Below are 16628 nucleotides of genomic sequence, written 5' to 3'. Positions count from 1 at the left end.
AGGAGCATTAATGAAAATACTTCCGGTATTCGCGATTTTTATCCCGGCCCTGATGTTACAGGGCTGTGCGGCAGTCGTCATAGGCAGCGCTGCGGTAGCGACTAAATCAGCAACAGATCCACGGACAGTGGGTACTCAGGTTGATGACGGCACCTTAGAACTCCGCGTTGCCAATGCATTGTCAAATGATAAACAGATAAAATCAGACACCCACATTAATGCCATGGCCTATCAGGGCAAAGTATTACTGACCGGCGAAGCTCCGTCACAGGCGCTGGCAGACAAAGCGAAACAGATTACTGCCGGCGTGGACGGTGCATCGGAAGTGTATAACGAAATTCGTATCGGGCCGAATGCCTCTCTCGGAACTTCTTCGGAAGATACCTGGATCACCACCAAAATTCGTTCCCGGTTACTGGGAAGCGATAAAGTGAAATCTTCAAATGTAAAAGTCACCACAGAACAGGGAGAAGTTTTCCTGATGGGATTAGTCACTGCTGAAGAGGGGCAGGCTGCTGCAGATATAGCCAGCCGTGTGAGTGGTGTTAAACATGTCACTACAGCCTTCACTCTGCTGAAATAAGGGGTTCTCAGGCAGTCTGTCAGGCTGCCTGAGCTTCTTCCAGACAATCAATAATCAGTAATTTTCCGTCACTCACGGCGGAGATATAAATTTCTGACTCATCATTGATCAAGGCCCCGTCTCCGCAGGCCATGGATAACGATTGCTTACTGCCTTGCAGTGATAATTCACCGGATACGGATTGCAGATAGCAATGGGTACCCTGCAAGCGGAATGGCAGGCTTTCTCCCTGGCGGTAATTCAACTGGTGTACCCAGATGTTCTGCCGCAGTTGCAGGCTGCCATCACTGCCTTCCGGTGAGGCAATCAGAACCCACTGTTTATCTGAAGCCAGAGAGCGATGTTGTACTGGCGGAGCGGTTTGTTGCGGGCAGGCATTCAGCCACAGTTGCAGGCGGAGTAAAGCATGCTGCTGACAGGGATTAGATTCCTGATAAATACTGTTGTCGTTGGCAGAAAGTAACAGTGCATCTCCTGCCCCGGCCCGTGATATTTGTCCGTCGCTGCTGCGGTATTCGGCCTCTCCCTGCAGAATAATATTCAGCACATCAATTTTCGGAAAGCTGCGTGGCTGGAAAGAGCTTCCCGGCGCCAGGCTCTCCTGGTTGAGTACCTGCAGGTAGCTGAATCCCATCAGCGCCGGGTCAAAGTAATGGCCGAAGGAGAAACTGTATCTGGCTTTCAGCCAGCCATAATCGGCAGTGCCGCATTTTTTTGCTGACCGGAGAGTTAACATATTTCTTCCTGTAAATCATGGTGTGCTTTTATCTTAAAGGGCTGGACGGCTGAATGTTAGCCAGTTAATCTGCCTGCTATATTCAAATTTACTGAAAGAGAATCTGATGGTAAGAGAACGGGCACTGACACTGGAAGCGCTGCGGGTTATGGATGCGATTGACCGTCGTGGCAGTTTTGCGGCGGCCGCTGATGAACTGGGCCGTGTTCCGTCGGCTCTCAGTTACACCATGCAAAAGCTTGAAGAAGAACTGGATGTCGTGCTGTTTGATCGTTCCGGCCATCGCACCAAATTTACCAATGTCGGCAGACTGTTACTCGAACGGGGCCGGGCCCTGCTGGAAGCCGCCGAAAAACTCACTACCGATGCAGAAGCTCTGGCTCGTGGCTGGGAAACTCATCTGACGATTGTTACCGAAGCACTGGTACCCTGTGAGCATCTGTTTCCGCTGGTTGACCGGCTGGCAGAGAAGGCTAATACCCGGGTCTCGCTTCTGACAGAGGTACTGGCCGGATCCTGGGAAAGGCTGGATCAGGGGAGAGCCGATATTGTTATTGCTCCGGCCATGCATTTCCGGACCTCCAGCGAAATTAATACCCGTAAGTTATACAGTATGACAGGCGTCTATGTAGCCAGTCCTGATCATCCGATTCATCAGGAACCGGAGCCCCTTTCGGAAGTCACGCGGGTAAAATACCGCGGGATCGCGGTAGCGGATACTGCCCGTGAACGGCCTGTCATTACCGTACAGTTACTGGATAAACAGCAGCGCCTGACTGTCAGTTCATTAGAAGATAAACGTAAAGCATTGCTGGCAGGACTAGGGGTAGCGACTATGCCCTGGCCATGGATAGAAAAAGATGTGGCAGAAGGGCGGTTAAAAGTGGTCAGCCCGGAATACCGGAATGAGATCAATATTATTATGGCCTGGCGGCGTGACAGTATGGGAGAAGCGAAGGCGTGGGCATTGCGTGAAATCCCGCGGCTGCTGGCAAAATATCAGACCCCTTCATTATGGTAGTCCGGCCACAGACAGCCTGTGGCCGGGAACCCTGATCAGCGGTTAACCCGATGGTGGGCTGACCACCAGTTATGATCCGGCCCGACGGGGATGATCCCGGAGGGATTTATCTGCCGGTGGCTGGCGTAGTAATGATGGCAGATATGGGGCAGATTAACCGTGTCGGCAATGCCCGGCAGCTGGTAAATATCCCGCAGAAAGCCATAGAGGTTCGGGTAGTCACTGATGCGTTTCCGGTTACATTTGAAATGGGTGACATAAACATCATCAAACCGTATCAGTGTCGTCCACAGACGAATGTCTGCTTCGCTGAGCTGGTTACCGGTCAGGTAGCGGCGTTCAGCGAGGATTGCCTCAGCACGCTCCAGTCCGTCGAATACAGCACTGACTGCATCATCGTAGGCCTGCTGTGTGGTGGCAAACCCGGCACGGTATACGCCATTATTAATTTGCGAATAAATCCAGTCATTTAACTGATCAATCTGCTTCTGCTGCGATAGCGGATAATAGTCCGTGTCACTGGCCCCGCAGGCGGTGAATGCAGAATTCAGCATTCGCATAATATCGGCAGATTCATTACTGACAATGGTCTGGCGATATTTATCCCAGAGTACCGGCACGGTCACTCGGGTAGTGGCTTGCGGGTCAGCTTTCAGGTACAGCTGGTACAAATATTCCAGTCCGTATAACGGATCGCCGTCTGCATGGGGAAAGTTGCGGTCGAAGGTCCAGCCATTTTCCAGCATCAGAGGATGTACGGCGGAAACTGAAATAACCTGCGTCAGTGCTTTAAGCTGACGCATAACCAGTGTGCGGTGTGCCCACGGGCAGGCCAGAGAGACATACAGGTGGTAACGATTTTTCGCGGCTGGAAATCCGCCGTCACCGCTCGGGCCGGGTTCGCCCTGCGGGGTGATCCAGTGACGCCACTGAGATTGTGAACGAACAAAGTTACCTCCGCTGGCTTTGGTGTCGTACCAGACATCCTGCCATTGGCCCTGAGTAAGCATTCCCATTATGTTCTCCGGAGAGTAAAACAGACTGTTATTGTGTCGCGGGAAACTGCGAGAGAAAAGAGATAAATAACGCACCGTTGCCGGTGAAAGGCTCAGCCAGCCCTGAGGCTGGCTGAGAAACAGGCTATCATTTACCCGGCAGGTTGTTACGTATCATTCGCCAACTGCTCCATAAACCGAAGCCGCGTTTAGCCCAGCGGGCAACAAAGCCGGGATGTCGTAAAGACCAGAGGGTAGCCAGCCCGCCGCCAATGGCAATATAACGACGCAGGCCCGTTAGCCTGACCCAGAGCTGATCATAGCGGCGGGTTGCCTGGCACCAGTCACGTTGACAGGCCTGAAGGTCCAGTCGTTGTTGCTGAATCACTGCCAGCAATTCGTCTCTGCGACGTTCAATATCACGGCGGCTCATTACTGTCTGTCCTCCAGCAGCTCCCGATCAGTTGAAAGTTCTTTACGGGTATGGCGTAACAACGTTGATTGCCGGGATTTAACTAATACCCGGATCCCGAAAATCAGCGCCAGGGCAAACAGTACCCCGGTGGTAATACCGATAGCCATCAGCCGGTATTCTGCACCTACTGCGACGATGATGAGGATCATCAGACTCATCAGTCCAAATGCCGTAAAAAGCATAGTTAAACCGACCATCAGCAGCATTTGGATCAGGTTAGCTTTTTCCTCCTCTAACTCGACAATTGCCAGACGAACCCTGGTTTCCACAATACTGGCAAGGGTTGTCACCATTCGCTGACCGATAGTAATAATGCTTTTTGCCGGTCCTTCGTTCTGCGAGTGAGTAGCCATAATTAACGGCGTGAAATCAGAATGCCGAACACTACCCCGATAGCAGCACCGATACCCACGCCGTGCCACGGTTTTTCGTGGACGTAATTATCGGCTTTGTGTGCCGCCTCGCGGGTTGTTTTGGCAATATGTTGTCCGGACTCACCGAGGCTTTCACGGGTATTGTGGAGTGCGGCGCGGGCTTTTTTATGCAGCTTTTCAATTTCAACTTTTGATTTATCGCTGGCACCACTCAGGACTTCCTCCAGGGTATCAGCCAGAGTTGCCAGTTCAGCACGCAGATCCTCGGACGATGGAATATTAGCCATTTGAAACTCCTTCTGAAAGATAGTAGTTAAATCCGCAGATGCGGGGAAAACAGACTCAGTAACCTTGTTCACTGTGAACCGATAATACCAGTCGCCCTGAACCTTTTTTTGTGTGTTTGGTGTTATTCTGCGTCCGGGATTGCCAGTCTCAGCAGCTCCCGGAATAACAGCATCACTGTTTTTCTCAGTGCTACCCTCACCCGTGACAGTAGCGCTGAATGCCTGCATACAGACAGTTATCTGGCTGTTTTTATCTGATTATCTGAGTATAGATACAGCTGCTGGAAAGTTCAAAGTTGTGGAGGTGATGAAATAGCCGATCCGGAATCATCTGTTGCCGGACCGGCCGTTCATACACTGGTGTAGGCATCAGAAAGTATCTGCCTGAGGAGTTTTTGTGCCTCAAGACGCTGGTCTTCGCTTTCGAGACGAATGACCAGCATATCCTGTTCCGGTGTAATACTTTTTATAATGATCCCGCGGGCTGACAGTTGCTGGTAAATAAAAAAGCCATCAGGAAGATTGGTACCTTTATAGGTAACGCCAATTCTGACCTGTGGTGTTTCCTGCAAAAAATCTGAAGTAAGAATAACGCCGGTAATAACCAGGATGCAGCTGATCGCCAGCAAGGCCGCAAGACGGTAACGGATAAATACATTACGTGAATGCATTACCGGGGATTCCGGTCTTGTTGTGTACGTTTACGCCACAAAATATATAAGGAGCCGAATAGGCCGAAGACCAGTAATACCAGTGGCAGAAGCATCAGACAGAACATCAGTTGATCTTCGTATTTCCGGAACAGCGGCGTTTTACCTAAAGCGAAGCCGGCGACTGTCAAAATAAGCACCCAGAGAAATGCACTTATCCAGTTAAAGAACTGAAAGCGGGCGCTTTTAAGCCCGGAAATACCGGCAATGGTGGGTAACAGAGTGCGGACAAAAGCAATAAACCGTCCGGCCAGTAGCGCCGATAAACCGTGGCGGTGGAAAAGACGATGGGCCCGTTGATGGTACTGGGCCGGTAAATGAGCTAACCATTTCTGTACCAGCGGCGTATTCCCCAGCCATCGGCCCTGAATGTAGCTGACCCAGCAGCCCAGACTGGCGGCAGTGGTGAGGATAAACAGGGTCAGAGGAAAGTCCATGGTACCTTTAGCAATCAATACGCCGACCAGAATCAGCAGACTGTCTCCGGGTAAAAACGCAGCAGGTAACAAACCGTTTTCCAGAAACAAAATAATAAACAAAATGCCGTAAATAGCCCAGACCAGGGAAGGATCGGCGAGTGTTTCAAAATCCTGCTGCCACAGAGCGTGGAGTAAGGCTTGTAGGGTATCCATTAAGTGTTCCTGACCATCATTAACATTCCCGGAAGAAGCCTTAAAGATAATACATTCCGCAGAAACTGCCGGAATGTCTTTAAAACTTCTGATCAGCGACCTGTGATTACCCTGCTGAAGGGTAAAAAAGGAAGAGTAAGTGTAACAAATAATAAGTTTTCACAATACAGCTAACACGATGCTGACGCAGAGTTTTACCCGGCAGGTACCGTTGCAAAAGGATATTTACACGGACTGACATAATAAGGTTTTCGGAAAGCACACCGGCCATGAAGTGACAGCAGGGAAGGCAGGGAACGGGGAATAGCATTTTTTTATCATCTCTGGCGCGGGGAAAATGACAGTAAGTTCTCCCCGCGTCAGAGATCATTGTACTGCTGTCTGATATTATCTGGTGTGTTCAGCCAGTAATATTTTTTTTTGTGCTTCAGACTGGCAGACGGCGGCCGTAAATAATATATCAGTCGATGAGTTCAGGGCCGTTTCGGCGGAATCCTGCAGGACACTGATCAGGAAGCCGACAGCCACTACCTGCATTGCTGTATCATTCGGTATACCAAACATATTACATGCGACCGGGATCAACAGCAGCGACCCTCCTGCCACGCCGGAAGCTCCGCAGGCACAGAGTGATGCGACCAGGCTCAGCATAATGGCGGTCGGAAAATCGACCGGAATATTCAGGGTATGTACGGCGGCAAGCGTCAGTACCGTAATGGTGATTGATGCACCTGCCATACTGATATTGGCGCCGAGGGGAATGGATACGGAGTAGGTATCTTCATCCAGGCCGAGGCGTTTTGCTATGCCCATATTGACCGGAATATTTGCCGCCGAACTGCGGGTAAAGAAGGCGGTTACTCCGCTTTCCCGCAGGCACAAAAAGACCAGCGGGTAAGGGTTGCGACGGATTTTCCAGAAGACCAGCACCGGGTTAACTACCAGCGCCATCATCAGCATACAGCCGAGCAGTAATGACAGTAGCGAGGCGTAATTCCACAGGGCTGAGAATCCGCTGCTGGCAAGAATTGATGCCACCAGACCAAAAATACCTAATGGCGCACAGCGGATGACTTTGCGTACCAGCCAGCCAATGGCTGACGACAAATCAGTGAGCATCAGACGGGTGGTATCGCTACTATGGCGAAACGCCAGCCCCAGACCAATTCCCCACACCAGGATACCAATATAATTTGCATTCAGCAGTGCATCCAGCGGGTTAACCACCATACTGAGCAGCAGGCTATGCAAAATGGCGGAAATGCCCCGTGGCGGAATGGCTCCCTGATGAGCATGTGACAAGGTAATAAATTGCGGGAAGTGGTAGCTGGCGACAACGGCGACAACTGAGGCACAAAAAACGCTGAGCAGATACATAACGATAATCGGCCGGAGACTTGACTGCTGACCATGACGATGGCTGGCAATCGAGGAGACCACCAGCACCAGCACCAGCACAGGGGCAACCGCTTTCAGAGCATGAACGAAGAGCTCTCCTAACAGTCCGACAGCATTAGCGGCATCTTTAGAGACCATCGCCAGCAAAATACCGGCTAACAGACCCGCAATAATCTGGCCGATAAGATTACCGGACTTCAGCCAGTTGAAAAAACTATTCTTTTTTGTAGTCATATAATATTTACTTAGTTATCAGGATGTTATCATTTTTCCGTGGTTTGTTAATTCGGAATAAATGACGTTTGCCCGCGCAAGTATAAGTAAAAGATCTGCAGAATAAAGCACAAATTCACGGTGTCTGAATACCCGGTAGCGTAAAATACGCGAATAGTGTCATTATTTTTATTAATATATCGCATGGCGACGAAAGTTATAATTTTTGCAGGGGAATGGCTGCCCCCCTGCGGGATATTGTCCTGTTATGGCTTTTGTGATGTCCGGCAATTGACCCAATGGTTGAGTAGCAGCGTCAGCAGCAGAATGGTGGCTATCACGGTCAGGGATACGGTGACGGGAATATGAACGATTTCCATCAGCAGCATTTTTACGCCGATAAATAACAAGATCAGAGCCAGTCCGTATTTGAGTAATGAAAATCGCTCGGCAATACCGGACAGCATAAAATACATCGCCCGCAGGCCCAGTATGGCAAACAGATTTGATGTCAGAACGATAAACGGATCAGTTGTCACGGCAAAGATGGCCGGAATACTGTCAACGGCAAAGATCACATCACTTAATTCGACCATGATCAACACTAACAATAAAGGGGTAGCCCGCAGCACACCCTGCCTGCGCACAAAAAAGCGTTCTCCCTGCAGTGTTTCGGTAACCCGCAGATGGCGGCTCAGCCAGCTAACCAGCGGTTTTTCAGCTGAACTGCCGGCGGCACTTTTTTCCGGGATGGCCATTTTTATGCCGGTGAATACCAGAAAAGCACCGAACAGGCAGAGGATCCAGCTGAATTCATTCACCAGCCAGCTGCCGGCAAAAATCATGGCGGTCCGCAGTACTATCGCACCCAGTACTCCGTATACCAGCACCCGCTGCCGGAGGCTGGCCGGTATAGAAAAATAACTGAATAACATCAGCCAGACGAAAACATTATCGACGGCCAGTGCTTTTTCCAGCAGATAACCAGTGATAAAGGCCAGCGTTTGAGAAGAGGCAATATCAGGACTGACAGTCGTACGTAAGTATCCCCAGAGTACGGCACTGAACAGCAGGGAAACCAGTACCCATACGACAGACCAGCATGCGGCCTGTTTAAATGACATCCCTGCACTGCCACGGCTGCCCTGCAGCCGAAGGTCGATAACCAGCATAATAACGACGATGACGGTGAAACAACTCCAGAGAAACGGATTACCTATACTATGCATCATTCTGCCCTTACAAAAAAACGGCTGAGATCAGAAGATATCAGCCGCCTTTTCGCTGCAAGCAAACCTTACCTTCCGGCAAGGTCTCACTTACAACGCAGAATGTTTTCTGGTTGCCCGGTGACCGGTTGTATACACAACGTAATGACGATCATCCGGCTTATAAGTTACTCCCCTTTGCTGCCGCTATCCTGAAACGGAATGGTAATAAATGCAATACAGGGTATGACATATTTTGAAATATGATGGTGCGCGCGCGCTCTGTACAGGAAAGGCGATTAATTGCCAGCAGAGGCTGACAGTTTTATGATGACTGCCTCTCCCCCTGTGTGCAGGATTTGTAGTGAAGGAAGGTAAATTCGTCCTTAGCTGGACAACGTTGCTGATTGCGATACCCGTCGGATGCGCCGGTGCGATGGTGACTCTGGGGTTTCGCCATACCATTGAGTGGCTGAACCGCTTACTGTTTGGTACCACTGACGATATCACGCAGGCAATGCATGTCTGGCCATGGTTTCTCTGGCCGGTGATTGTCGGCGCTGGCGGGGTGGTTGCCGGTTTTTTCCTGCGCTATGCGGTGGCTCTGGAAAAAAAACAAAGAGTCAGTACCGATTACCTGGCGGTTCTCAATGCCAGGCTGGACGCGGTACCGACCCGGACTTCATTATTTCGCGCCTTTTCTTCAATAGCCAGTATTGCCAGTGGTGCTTCCATCGGAAAAGAGGGGCCGATGGTACAGCTATCAGCGTTATGCGGCAGTATCATAGCCCGTTGCCTGCCGGTGCGTATTTACCTGAAAAATGGGGATGTTGTTGCTATGGCTGCGGCTGCCGGACTGGCCTCCGTATATCATGCGCCGCTGGCATCGGCTATTTTTGTGGCCGAGGTTGCTTTTGGTATTTCGGCATTACAGCGACTGATTCCGCTGGTGATAGCCTCCGGTACATCGGTGATGACCATGTGGTTGCTTGGCTATCGCTCTGCGCTCTACCCGCTGGCAGATGTCAGGTTTGATGTCAGTGTAAGCAGTATCCTGATGGTGATTGTTATCGGCCTGGTGTGCGGGCTGACCGGCGCCGGTTTTATTACTCTTGCGGGTTACAGTAAAAAACAATTTTCCCGTATCCGCAGTCTGCCATTACGGCTTGGTGCCGGCGGCGTCGCTGTCGGGCTGCTGGCTATCTGCTCCACGGATATTCTGGGCAATGGCTATGAAGTGATTATCAATATTTTCAGTGGTCATTACCTGTTTCCGGGGCTATTAATGTTACTGGTTCTGAAACTGCTGGCCACCTGTTGTTCAGCGGGATCTTCGGCGGTGGGGGGCATGTTTACCCCTTCCTTGCTGATCGGGGCGTTAGTCGGTGCCATGTTCAGTCTGTTGGCCACACACTGGGGCATCGCCAGTCAGCAGGGCTGGCTGTATGCGGCCATGGGCATGGCCGCGGTACTTGCCGCCATCAGCCAGGCGCCGCTGATGGCGATGCTGATGGTACTGGAAATGACCCTGAACAGCAGCTTGCTATTCCCGTTGATGATCTCCACGGTACTGGCGACGATGGTGGCGTACCGGTTACAGTCGGCAGTGACTTATCCGTTAATCTCTACCCATTTTAACCGTGCTGAAGCCCGTTATGATTTTGATAACACCACCATTGCTGAACTGATTATTCCGGGGGCTGCTTTATTGCCAGATGCTTCGGTCGGTGATGCTCTGGCTATCAGTTCTCTGAAGCGTGAGCGCTATGTTTACGTGATTAACGAAAGCGGACGTTTTCTGGGCGTTGTTTCGGTACATGAGATTGCCGCCAGCGTATTGTCCCAGAAAATAACGACGGATTCGCCAGTCCGGGCTGTGATGGATAACGATTTCCCGACAATTTGTCAGGATAAAAGTCTGCGCGAGGGCTGGGAGGCATTCTCACAGGTAACCCTCGAGCGTCTGCCGGTGCTGAGTGATGACTCTGAGCGTTACTTTCTTGGTGCGCTGACGAAAACCAGCCTGATCCGTAAAGCTGGCGCTTTTATCTGATAAAGGTCAGGCTAGCTGCCGGTATACGGTGGCGATAACACGGTGTTTGCGGTTGGGTTTATCCGGTAAAGCCAGTATACTGCGCCCCTTTTCTGCGTTACCCCCAGACCTGTGCCGGAGATATCATGAGCCAATTCGAACTGAGTGATTTTTCACTTACCCTGCATCGTTTTCCGAGAACCGGCGACGATAATGCTTTACAGGCCTGGGATGCGGCAGATGAATATCTGTTACAGCAGGAATTACCGCCGGGCCCGGTGGCGGTATTCAACGATAACTTCGGTGCGCTGACCTGCGCCCTGTTACAGTCAGGACGCCGGGTATGGCATATCAGTGATTCTCTGAACAGTCAGCAGGCGACGCAAATCAACCTTGCCGAAAACCAGCTTGATGAGAGTCAGGTCACGTTTCTCGGCAGCATGACGGCGCTGACAGAAACACCGGCTGCGGTACTGATTAAGGTGCCTAAAACTCTGGCGTTGCTCGAATACCAGCTGGTGTCCTTACGTCCGGTGTTGACGGCTGAAACAGTGATTATCGGGGGCGCGAAAGTTAAAGATATCCATAACTCAACCCTCGGATTATTCGAACGGATCATCGGCGAGACCAAAACGTCACTGGCGAAAAAGAAAGCACGTTTAATTTTCAGCCAGCGTACGGTTGATACACTGACCGCACGCGATTTGATTGAGCGCTGGCCGCTGGAGGGGACCCCTTACACTATCCATAACCATGCCAATGTATTCTCCCGCCAGTCTCTGGATATTGGTGCGCGCTTTTTTATGCGCCACTTACCACGTAATCTGGAAGGGGATATTATTGACCTTGGTTGCGGTAACGGAGTCATCGGGCTGACAGCACTGACCCATAACCCTGATGCGGCTATCCATTTTGTGGATGAATCAATGATGGCGGTAGCTTCTGCCCGGTTAACCATCGAACAGAATCTGCCTGAAGATTTGTCTCGCTGCCATTTCACGGTCAATAATGCTCTGAGCGGATTCTCTGCTGACAGTTATGCGGCTGTACTCTGTAACCCGCCGTTTCATCAGCAGAATGCGGTGACAGATCACGTGGCATGGCAAATGTTCCGCGACGCTTTCCGTTGTCTGCAACACGGAGGGGAGTTCCGGGTAGTGGCTAACCGTCACCTCGACCATCAGCGTAAACTGAAAAAGCTGTTCGGCAACTGCCAGCTGGTGGCTTCCAACAGTAAATTTGTGGTATTGAGGTCTGTTAAGCTGCGCTAAGCTGTTATTTCCGCGCCCCTGCATCGCCAGTGGGTATCGCTGCAGAAGTCCACAGGCGGTGCAGGGCGCTCAGATAATGCCGGACCCAACACGGTCTGTCCTCCGGCCGGATGATGACCGGCCAACCGCTCCCGCGCAATGATGTTTATCCTGTGTTTACCCTCCGTCAATCAGACTATTGGCCTTGAGTCTCCGCGGCCTGCGGAGCTGTATTATTGGCTATCCATGAAAAACGCAGCTGGTAGCCTTCGCCGGTGTGAGTATTTCGCCGGAAACTGGCACCGTCTTCTGCCATACAATAAGTGCAACAGTGCAGATTATCGATTTGTTCCGGCGGGACACCTTCGCAGGCCAGTATCTGGCTGGCCAGTGCCGGTAAATCCAGCCAGACAGCGGGGTAGCTTTGCGGGGCACAGGGCCGGACGGCCCGCGGGTTATCCCCGGGATAGTCATAACAGGGGCCGGAAAACCCGCAGCATTGTTCTATCTCTGTTAACACCGGCCGTCCAAGCTGATAGCAACAGGGGCCGATTGCCGGACCGATGGCTATATACAGGCTGCTGCTACTGGCCCCTTTATCGCACAGCCGCCGGACAGCTTGTTGCAGTATACCGGCCAGCGTGCCTTTCAGACCAGCATGCACTGCCGCTACCTGACGGGTCTGCGGTGAGGCAATCAGTACCGGTAAGCAGTCTGCGGTATATACGGCTGCCGGCTGCCGGCCACGACTGATCAGACCGTCTGAGACCACTTGCTGTGGCGGGAAATTATCTTCTGCACAGAGTACGGTGGCGCTATGGCGCTGAATCCCGTAAGCAGCATCTGCCGGGGGGCGGATACCTGCCGGCATAAACTGGTGGCTGACCCAGCCGAGTGAGTCAAGTAAAGGCGAGCGGGTAACGGCAGCAGCAGAACGGGACATTGCTGTTTCCTGTGTCGAAGTGGCTTCCGGAGTTGCATTCAGGATGACGATACTGCGATAGTTATCCTGGGGTCAACTACTGATAAATCTGATTTAACCAGAGGATATATGATGCAAAAACGCTGGCTTATGGCATTACCTGCCGTCTTCATTCTTGGTCTGACCGGTTGTGCCGAAAATGCGCAACAGCGGCTCAATGACCAGACAGTGGCAGCCATCAACTGGACTCAGCAGTCCGGGGAATATCAGGCGCTGACATGGCAGGCATTTAATGTCGCGACTCAGGCGTTTGATAATGCAGTCTCTGAAAGCGGAAAACCCGGCGCGGTGATTGTCGATCTGGATGAAACAATGCTGGATAATAGCGCCTACCAGGCCTGGCAGGCAAAGAATGATCAGCCCTTCACAGATGCCAGCTGGTCTGCCTGGACACGGGCGCGGCAGGCACGGGCAGTACCGGGGGCAGTCGAATTTGCCCGTTATGTTGACAGTCACGGCGGTACGGTGTTCTACGTATCGAACCGGGATCAGAAAGATTATCAGGCCACTGTGGATAACCTGACCGCATTAGGTTTCCCCGGGGTCAGTAACAATACCCTTCGTCTGAGTACGACCACCTCTAATAAGCAGGCGCGTTTTGATGAGATTCGGCAATCAGGGGCCAATGTTGTTTTGTATATTGGTGATAACCTGAATGATTTTGGCGGAGCCAGCTGGCATAAAGATAACGCTCAGCGCCGTGAATTTGTCAGCAATAATCATGCCCTGTTCGGAACGAAGTTCATTATTCTGCCGAATCCGCAATACGGCGACTGGGAGAGTGGTCTGGCCGACGGCTACAACCAGTTATCTGCTCAGCAGAAAATACAGGTCAGAGAACAGAATTTACGGGCCTGGAACGGCCAGTAATCCGCGCTCACTGACCGGCTATCGCATTTAATGACATTAATTTTATTAATTGTTGTTTGTTATTTGCCGCTATTTTGTCAGAATACGCGCGGTTATGAATAAGGACCATCTGTACGCGCTGAAATATCAGCGCGTAATTACCGGAAATAATCACAGGCCGTGATTACCCGCGAAATCAACATTCAGGAATAAATAATTCACTCAGGAAAGTTATTTTTTCTGAGCTACCCGCTATATTTCAGCCTTCCGGTATGGTACCTGTCTGACCTGTCCTGATACGGAATGATAACGTTCACTTATGTGACTGACGCCTGAACAAGCAGTGCGGAGTATTAAGTAATGGTGGTCCGGATTTTTAGCGAAAAAACAATTATCCGCAATGGCATTTTGCTGCTGTGCTTAAGTGCGGTACTGGCGGTCATAAACAGTTATCTGCGCTTGCCGCAGGCACTTTCTCTGTTCTGGGTGACAAATGCGGTAATCACCGGGTTATTTATTCGTAAGCCATTTTTGAATACTCCGCTGAATTACCTGTTTTGTTACAGCGGAATGGTGGTTTATGACCTGTATATGTCCGGCCAGGGTGTGCAGGCATTCGCAATTAATCTGGCTAATCTTATTTTTATTAGTGTGACCAGTATTCTGCTGAGCAGGCTGATGACACCTGAGGCCGGTAAAGAGAATATCCGCAGTGTGATGCTTATTTTTCCCGTCTGTCTGCTGTCGGCAATACTCTCCGGCAGCTGGTGGGCATTTATTTCTCCGTCCTGTGACAGCACTGCCGGTCTGTTAAACGTCATCGGAGAATGGAGCAGTGAACAGTTCTCGACCGGATTATTATTACTGCCGCTATTTTTAAGTATCGGCAGCAAAAGCACCGCCCGGTTACGTCTGACGTCTGTTTTTCCGGTAATTGCTGTTACCGTCCTGCTGCTCTTTGCGGTGATCTCCGGAGGCCCGGGCAGCCTGCCGTTGCCTCTGCCCGGTTTGATCTGGTGCGCGTTGGTACTGCCGGTAACGGCTACCTGTCTGATTACCTGCATTATCGGGATGACCGAAATCGTATTAATTTATACGGATCTCATCAGTACCGGTTCCGGATTTTTGCCGTCAGAAATACCCGCATTGATTTCCGTCAGGCTGGGAATTGCTGCACTGGCATTAACACCGTATATGGTTGCTGTGGGGATGGAGTCTGTCCGGTCGCTGAATCAGCAGCTATCTGTGCGGGCGAATTACGATTTCCTGACCCGGTTACTGTCCCGTGCCGGGTTATTTGACAGCCTCAGTCGTGAGCCTTTGTCGGCAGACAGAGCTATGGGACTGATTCTGCTGGATATCGATTTTTTTAAATCTATTAATGACACCTATGGCCATGATGAAGGTGACCGTGTATTACAGGAAATAAGCCAGCGGCTGGTGGTATTGACCGGTTCCCGGCACAGGGTTTCCCGTTTTGGCGGAGAAGAGTTTGCTATCGTATTATTTGACGCTGATACTGAGCAATTATACGGTTTCGCCGAAAATATCCGCCGTACTGTGGCGGATACGCCCTGTATTATTCAGGGAAAAGCCGTGCCGGTATCCGTCAGTATCGGGGTTGCCCGCGACATAGCCGGCGCGGATGATCAAAGCTGGATACCGGTAATGAACCGGCTGCTAAGTATTGCTGACCGCAATTTGTATGTTTCAAAACGCAATGGCCGCAACCGGATATCACCCGCCCGGACGGTATAGTGGCGGGCGGGTGCTACACGGCGTTTAGTGATCGAAGGCAGCCATCATCTGCTGGTCTTGCTGATGGCGTTCGCAGGCCAGCCCGATCAGTCGGGTGATCAGTTCACTGTATCCCAGACCACTGGCATGCCAGAGTTTTGGATACATACTGATATTGGTAAAGCCCGGCAGTGTATTAACTTCGTTAATAATGACCTGATTATCCGCGGTCAGGAAGACATCGACCCGCGCCATACCGCAACATTCCAGTGCCCGGAAAGCCTGTAATGCCACCTGGCGGATATGTTGTTCTGTGCCTGGGTCCAGCTCTGCTGGCACGACCACCTGTGCGCCCTTTTCGTTAATGTATTTGGTCTGATAGGAATAGAACTCATCGCTGAGAACGATTTCGCCGCAGTGACTGGCTTGCGGATGATCATTACCTAATACAGCACATTCAATCTCACGGCCGGTAATCGCCGTTTCGATAAGCACCTTACGGTCATAGCGGAAAGCGTCATGCAATGCGGGCAGCAGTTCATCAGCCGTATGTACTTTACTGACGCCGACTGATGAGCCCTGGTTTGCCGGTTTGACAAACAGCGGCAGTCCGAGTGTCCCGATGGCTTGCGCCGGGCTGAATTTTTCCAGTTCTGAAGAGGCCAGACTGATAAAAGGTGCTACCTGCAGGCCGGCATCGCGTAACAGACGCTTCGTGACGTCTTTATCCATACTGACGGCAGAACCGAGGACTCCGGAGCCGACGAATGGCAGGTTTGCCATACGCAACAGTCCCTGTAATGAACCGTCTTCACCGAGCGTGCCGTGGACAATAGGGAAGATAACATCGACCTGCGGCACCGGTGTCGCCTGACGGTGTTCTATCAGTTGCTGTTGCGCCTGACCGGGGATCAGAGCTATCTGCTGAGCCGACTTATTCAGCGCAATATGCTGCGGATCATGGGCATTAAGCAGAAAATCAGACTGCTGATTAATCTGCCAGTGTCCCTGCTTATCTATTCCCAGAAGCACAACTTCAAATTTTGTTTTATCAATTGCATCAATAATATTCTTCGCGGATTGCAGAGATACCTGATGCTCGGCGGATTTGCCGCCAAAAATAATTCCTACCCGTTGTTTTGTCAT

17 protein-coding genes are annotated in these 16628 nt (G+C 51.2%); 6 read left to right on the top strand and 11 right to left on the bottom strand.

The window, feature by feature from the left end; translation table 11 throughout:
• Positions 1 to 10: 10 nt before the first annotated feature.
• Positions 11 to 583 carry a division/outer membrane stress-associated lipid-binding lipoprotein gene (gene dolP, locus JK211_RS02440; protein WP_212707082.1) on the top strand — a complete coding sequence of 191 codons (573 nt, stop codon included), beginning with the start codon at positions 11 to 13 and terminating at the stop codon, positions 581 to 583.
• 19 nt (positions 584 to 602) lie between these two features.
• Here the strand turns inward: dolP and JK211_RS02435 are convergent, their stop codons facing one another.
• Positions 603 to 1319 carry a pirin family protein gene (locus JK211_RS02435; RefSeq protein ID WP_212707081.1) on the bottom strand — a complete coding sequence of 239 codons (717 nt, stop codon included), beginning with the start codon at positions 1317 to 1319 and terminating at the stop codon, positions 603 to 605.
• A 106-nt stretch (positions 1320 to 1425) separates the two neighbouring features.
• On the opposite strand from JK211_RS02435, the gene JK211_RS02430 reads away from it, so the two are divergent.
• On the top strand, positions 1426 to 2340 hold the full coding sequence (locus JK211_RS02430; protein WP_212707080.1) for a LysR family transcriptional regulator: 915 nt from the start codon (positions 1426 to 1428) through the stop codon (positions 2338 to 2340).
• A 35-nt stretch (positions 2341 to 2375) separates the two neighbouring features.
• Here JK211_RS02430 and JK211_RS02425 read toward each other — a convergent pair whose 3' ends face one another.
• From JK211_RS02425 to JK211_RS02390, 8 genes are all read right to left on the bottom strand, one after another.
• Positions 2376 to 3356 (bottom strand): glutathione S-transferase family protein, encoded by a 981-nt coding sequence (locus tag JK211_RS02425; RefSeq protein WP_212707079.1) that lies wholly within the window; start codon positions 3354 to 3356, stop codon positions 2376 to 2378.
• Between the two features lie 127 nt (positions 3357 to 3483).
• Positions 3484 to 3768 (bottom strand): YqjK-like family protein, encoded by a 285-nt coding sequence (locus tag JK211_RS02420; protein WP_212707078.1) that lies wholly within the window; start codon positions 3766 to 3768, stop codon positions 3484 to 3486.
• Positions 3768 to 4163, bottom strand: coding sequence for a phage holin family protein (locus JK211_RS02415; protein ID WP_212707077.1), 396 nt, complete (start codon positions 4161 to 4163; stop codon positions 3768 to 3770). Before JK211_RS02415 ends, JK211_RS02420 begins: the two co-directional genes overlap by 1 nt.
• Positions 4164 to 4165: 2 nt before the next feature.
• Positions 4166 to 4471: a YqjD family protein gene (locus JK211_RS02410; protein WP_212707076.1), complete on the bottom strand. Its 306-nt coding sequence runs from the start codon at positions 4469 to 4471 to the stop codon at positions 4166 to 4168.
• Positions 4472 to 4821: 350 nt separating this feature from the next.
• On the bottom strand, positions 4822 to 5142 hold the full coding sequence (gene mzrA, locus JK211_RS02405) for an EnvZ/OmpR regulon moderator MzrA (protein ID WP_212707075.1): 321 nt from the start codon (positions 5140 to 5142) through the stop codon (positions 4822 to 4824).
• Positions 5142 to 5813 (bottom strand): DedA family protein, encoded by a 672-nt coding sequence (locus tag JK211_RS02400; RefSeq protein ID WP_212707074.1) that lies wholly within the window; start codon positions 5811 to 5813, stop codon positions 5142 to 5144. The genes mzrA and JK211_RS02400 overlap by 1 nt, the downstream gene beginning before the upstream one ends.
• Before the next feature lie 387 nt (positions 5814 to 6200).
• Positions 6201 to 7445 (bottom strand): serine/threonine transporter SstT, encoded by a 1245-nt coding sequence (sstT, locus tag JK211_RS02395; RefSeq protein ID WP_212707073.1) that lies wholly within the window; start codon positions 7443 to 7445, stop codon positions 6201 to 6203.
• Between the two features lie 245 nt (positions 7446 to 7690).
• A complete protein-coding gene (locus JK211_RS02390) occupies positions 7691 to 8653 on the bottom strand; it encodes a TerC family protein (protein WP_212707135.1) in 963 nt (320 codons plus the stop codon).
• 343 nt (positions 8654 to 8996) lie between these two features.
• Between JK211_RS02390 and JK211_RS02385 the strand changes: the two genes are divergently transcribed.
• Both JK211_RS02385 and rlmG read left to right on the top strand, forming a co-directional pair.
• Positions 8997 to 10685: a chloride channel protein gene (locus JK211_RS02385; protein WP_343876899.1), complete on the top strand. Its 1689-nt coding sequence runs from the start codon at positions 8997 to 8999 to the stop codon at positions 10683 to 10685.
• A 125-nt stretch (positions 10686 to 10810) separates the two neighbouring features.
• A complete protein-coding gene (gene rlmG, locus JK211_RS02380) occupies positions 10811 to 11935 on the top strand; it encodes a 23S rRNA (guanine(1835)-N(2))-methyltransferase RlmG (RefSeq protein ID WP_212707072.1) in 1125 nt (374 codons plus the stop codon).
• A 175-nt stretch (positions 11936 to 12110) separates the two neighbouring features.
• Here rlmG and JK211_RS02375 read toward each other — a convergent pair whose 3' ends face one another.
• Positions 12111 to 12857 carry a polyphenol oxidase family protein gene (locus JK211_RS02375; protein ID WP_212707071.1) on the bottom strand — a complete coding sequence of 249 codons (747 nt, stop codon included), beginning with the start codon at positions 12855 to 12857 and terminating at the stop codon, positions 12111 to 12113.
• Between the two features lie 111 nt (positions 12858 to 12968).
• Here JK211_RS02375 and JK211_RS02370 point away from each other — a divergent pair, with 111 nt between their 5' ends.
• The gene (locus JK211_RS02370) at positions 12969 to 13766 is read left to right on the top strand and encodes a 5'-nucleotidase, lipoprotein e(P4) family (RefSeq protein WP_212707133.1); all 798 of its coding nucleotides are present in this window, start codon (positions 12969 to 12971) and stop codon (positions 13764 to 13766) included.
• A 339-nt stretch (positions 13767 to 14105) separates the two neighbouring features.
• Complete coding sequence (locus JK211_RS02365; protein ID WP_212707070.1) at positions 14106 to 15503, top strand: GGDEF domain-containing protein; 1398 nt, start codon at positions 14106 to 14108, stop codon at positions 15501 to 15503.
• A gap of 24 nt (positions 15504 to 15527) precedes the next feature.
• On the opposite strand, the gene ddlA is transcribed toward JK211_RS02365, so the two are convergent.
• Complete coding sequence (ddlA, locus tag JK211_RS02360) at positions 15528 to 16628, bottom strand: D-alanine--D-alanine ligase (protein WP_212707069.1); 1101 nt, start codon at positions 16626 to 16628, stop codon at positions 15528 to 15530.

It is taken from the genome of Tatumella sp. JGM130 (genome assembly GCF_018257525.1).
GTDB lineage: Bacteria > Pseudomonadota > Gammaproteobacteria > Enterobacterales > Enterobacteriaceae > Tatumella > Tatumella punctata.
Note: the sequence above shows the minus strand (reverse complement) of the source record. Positions and strands in the feature narration are given on the sequence as shown.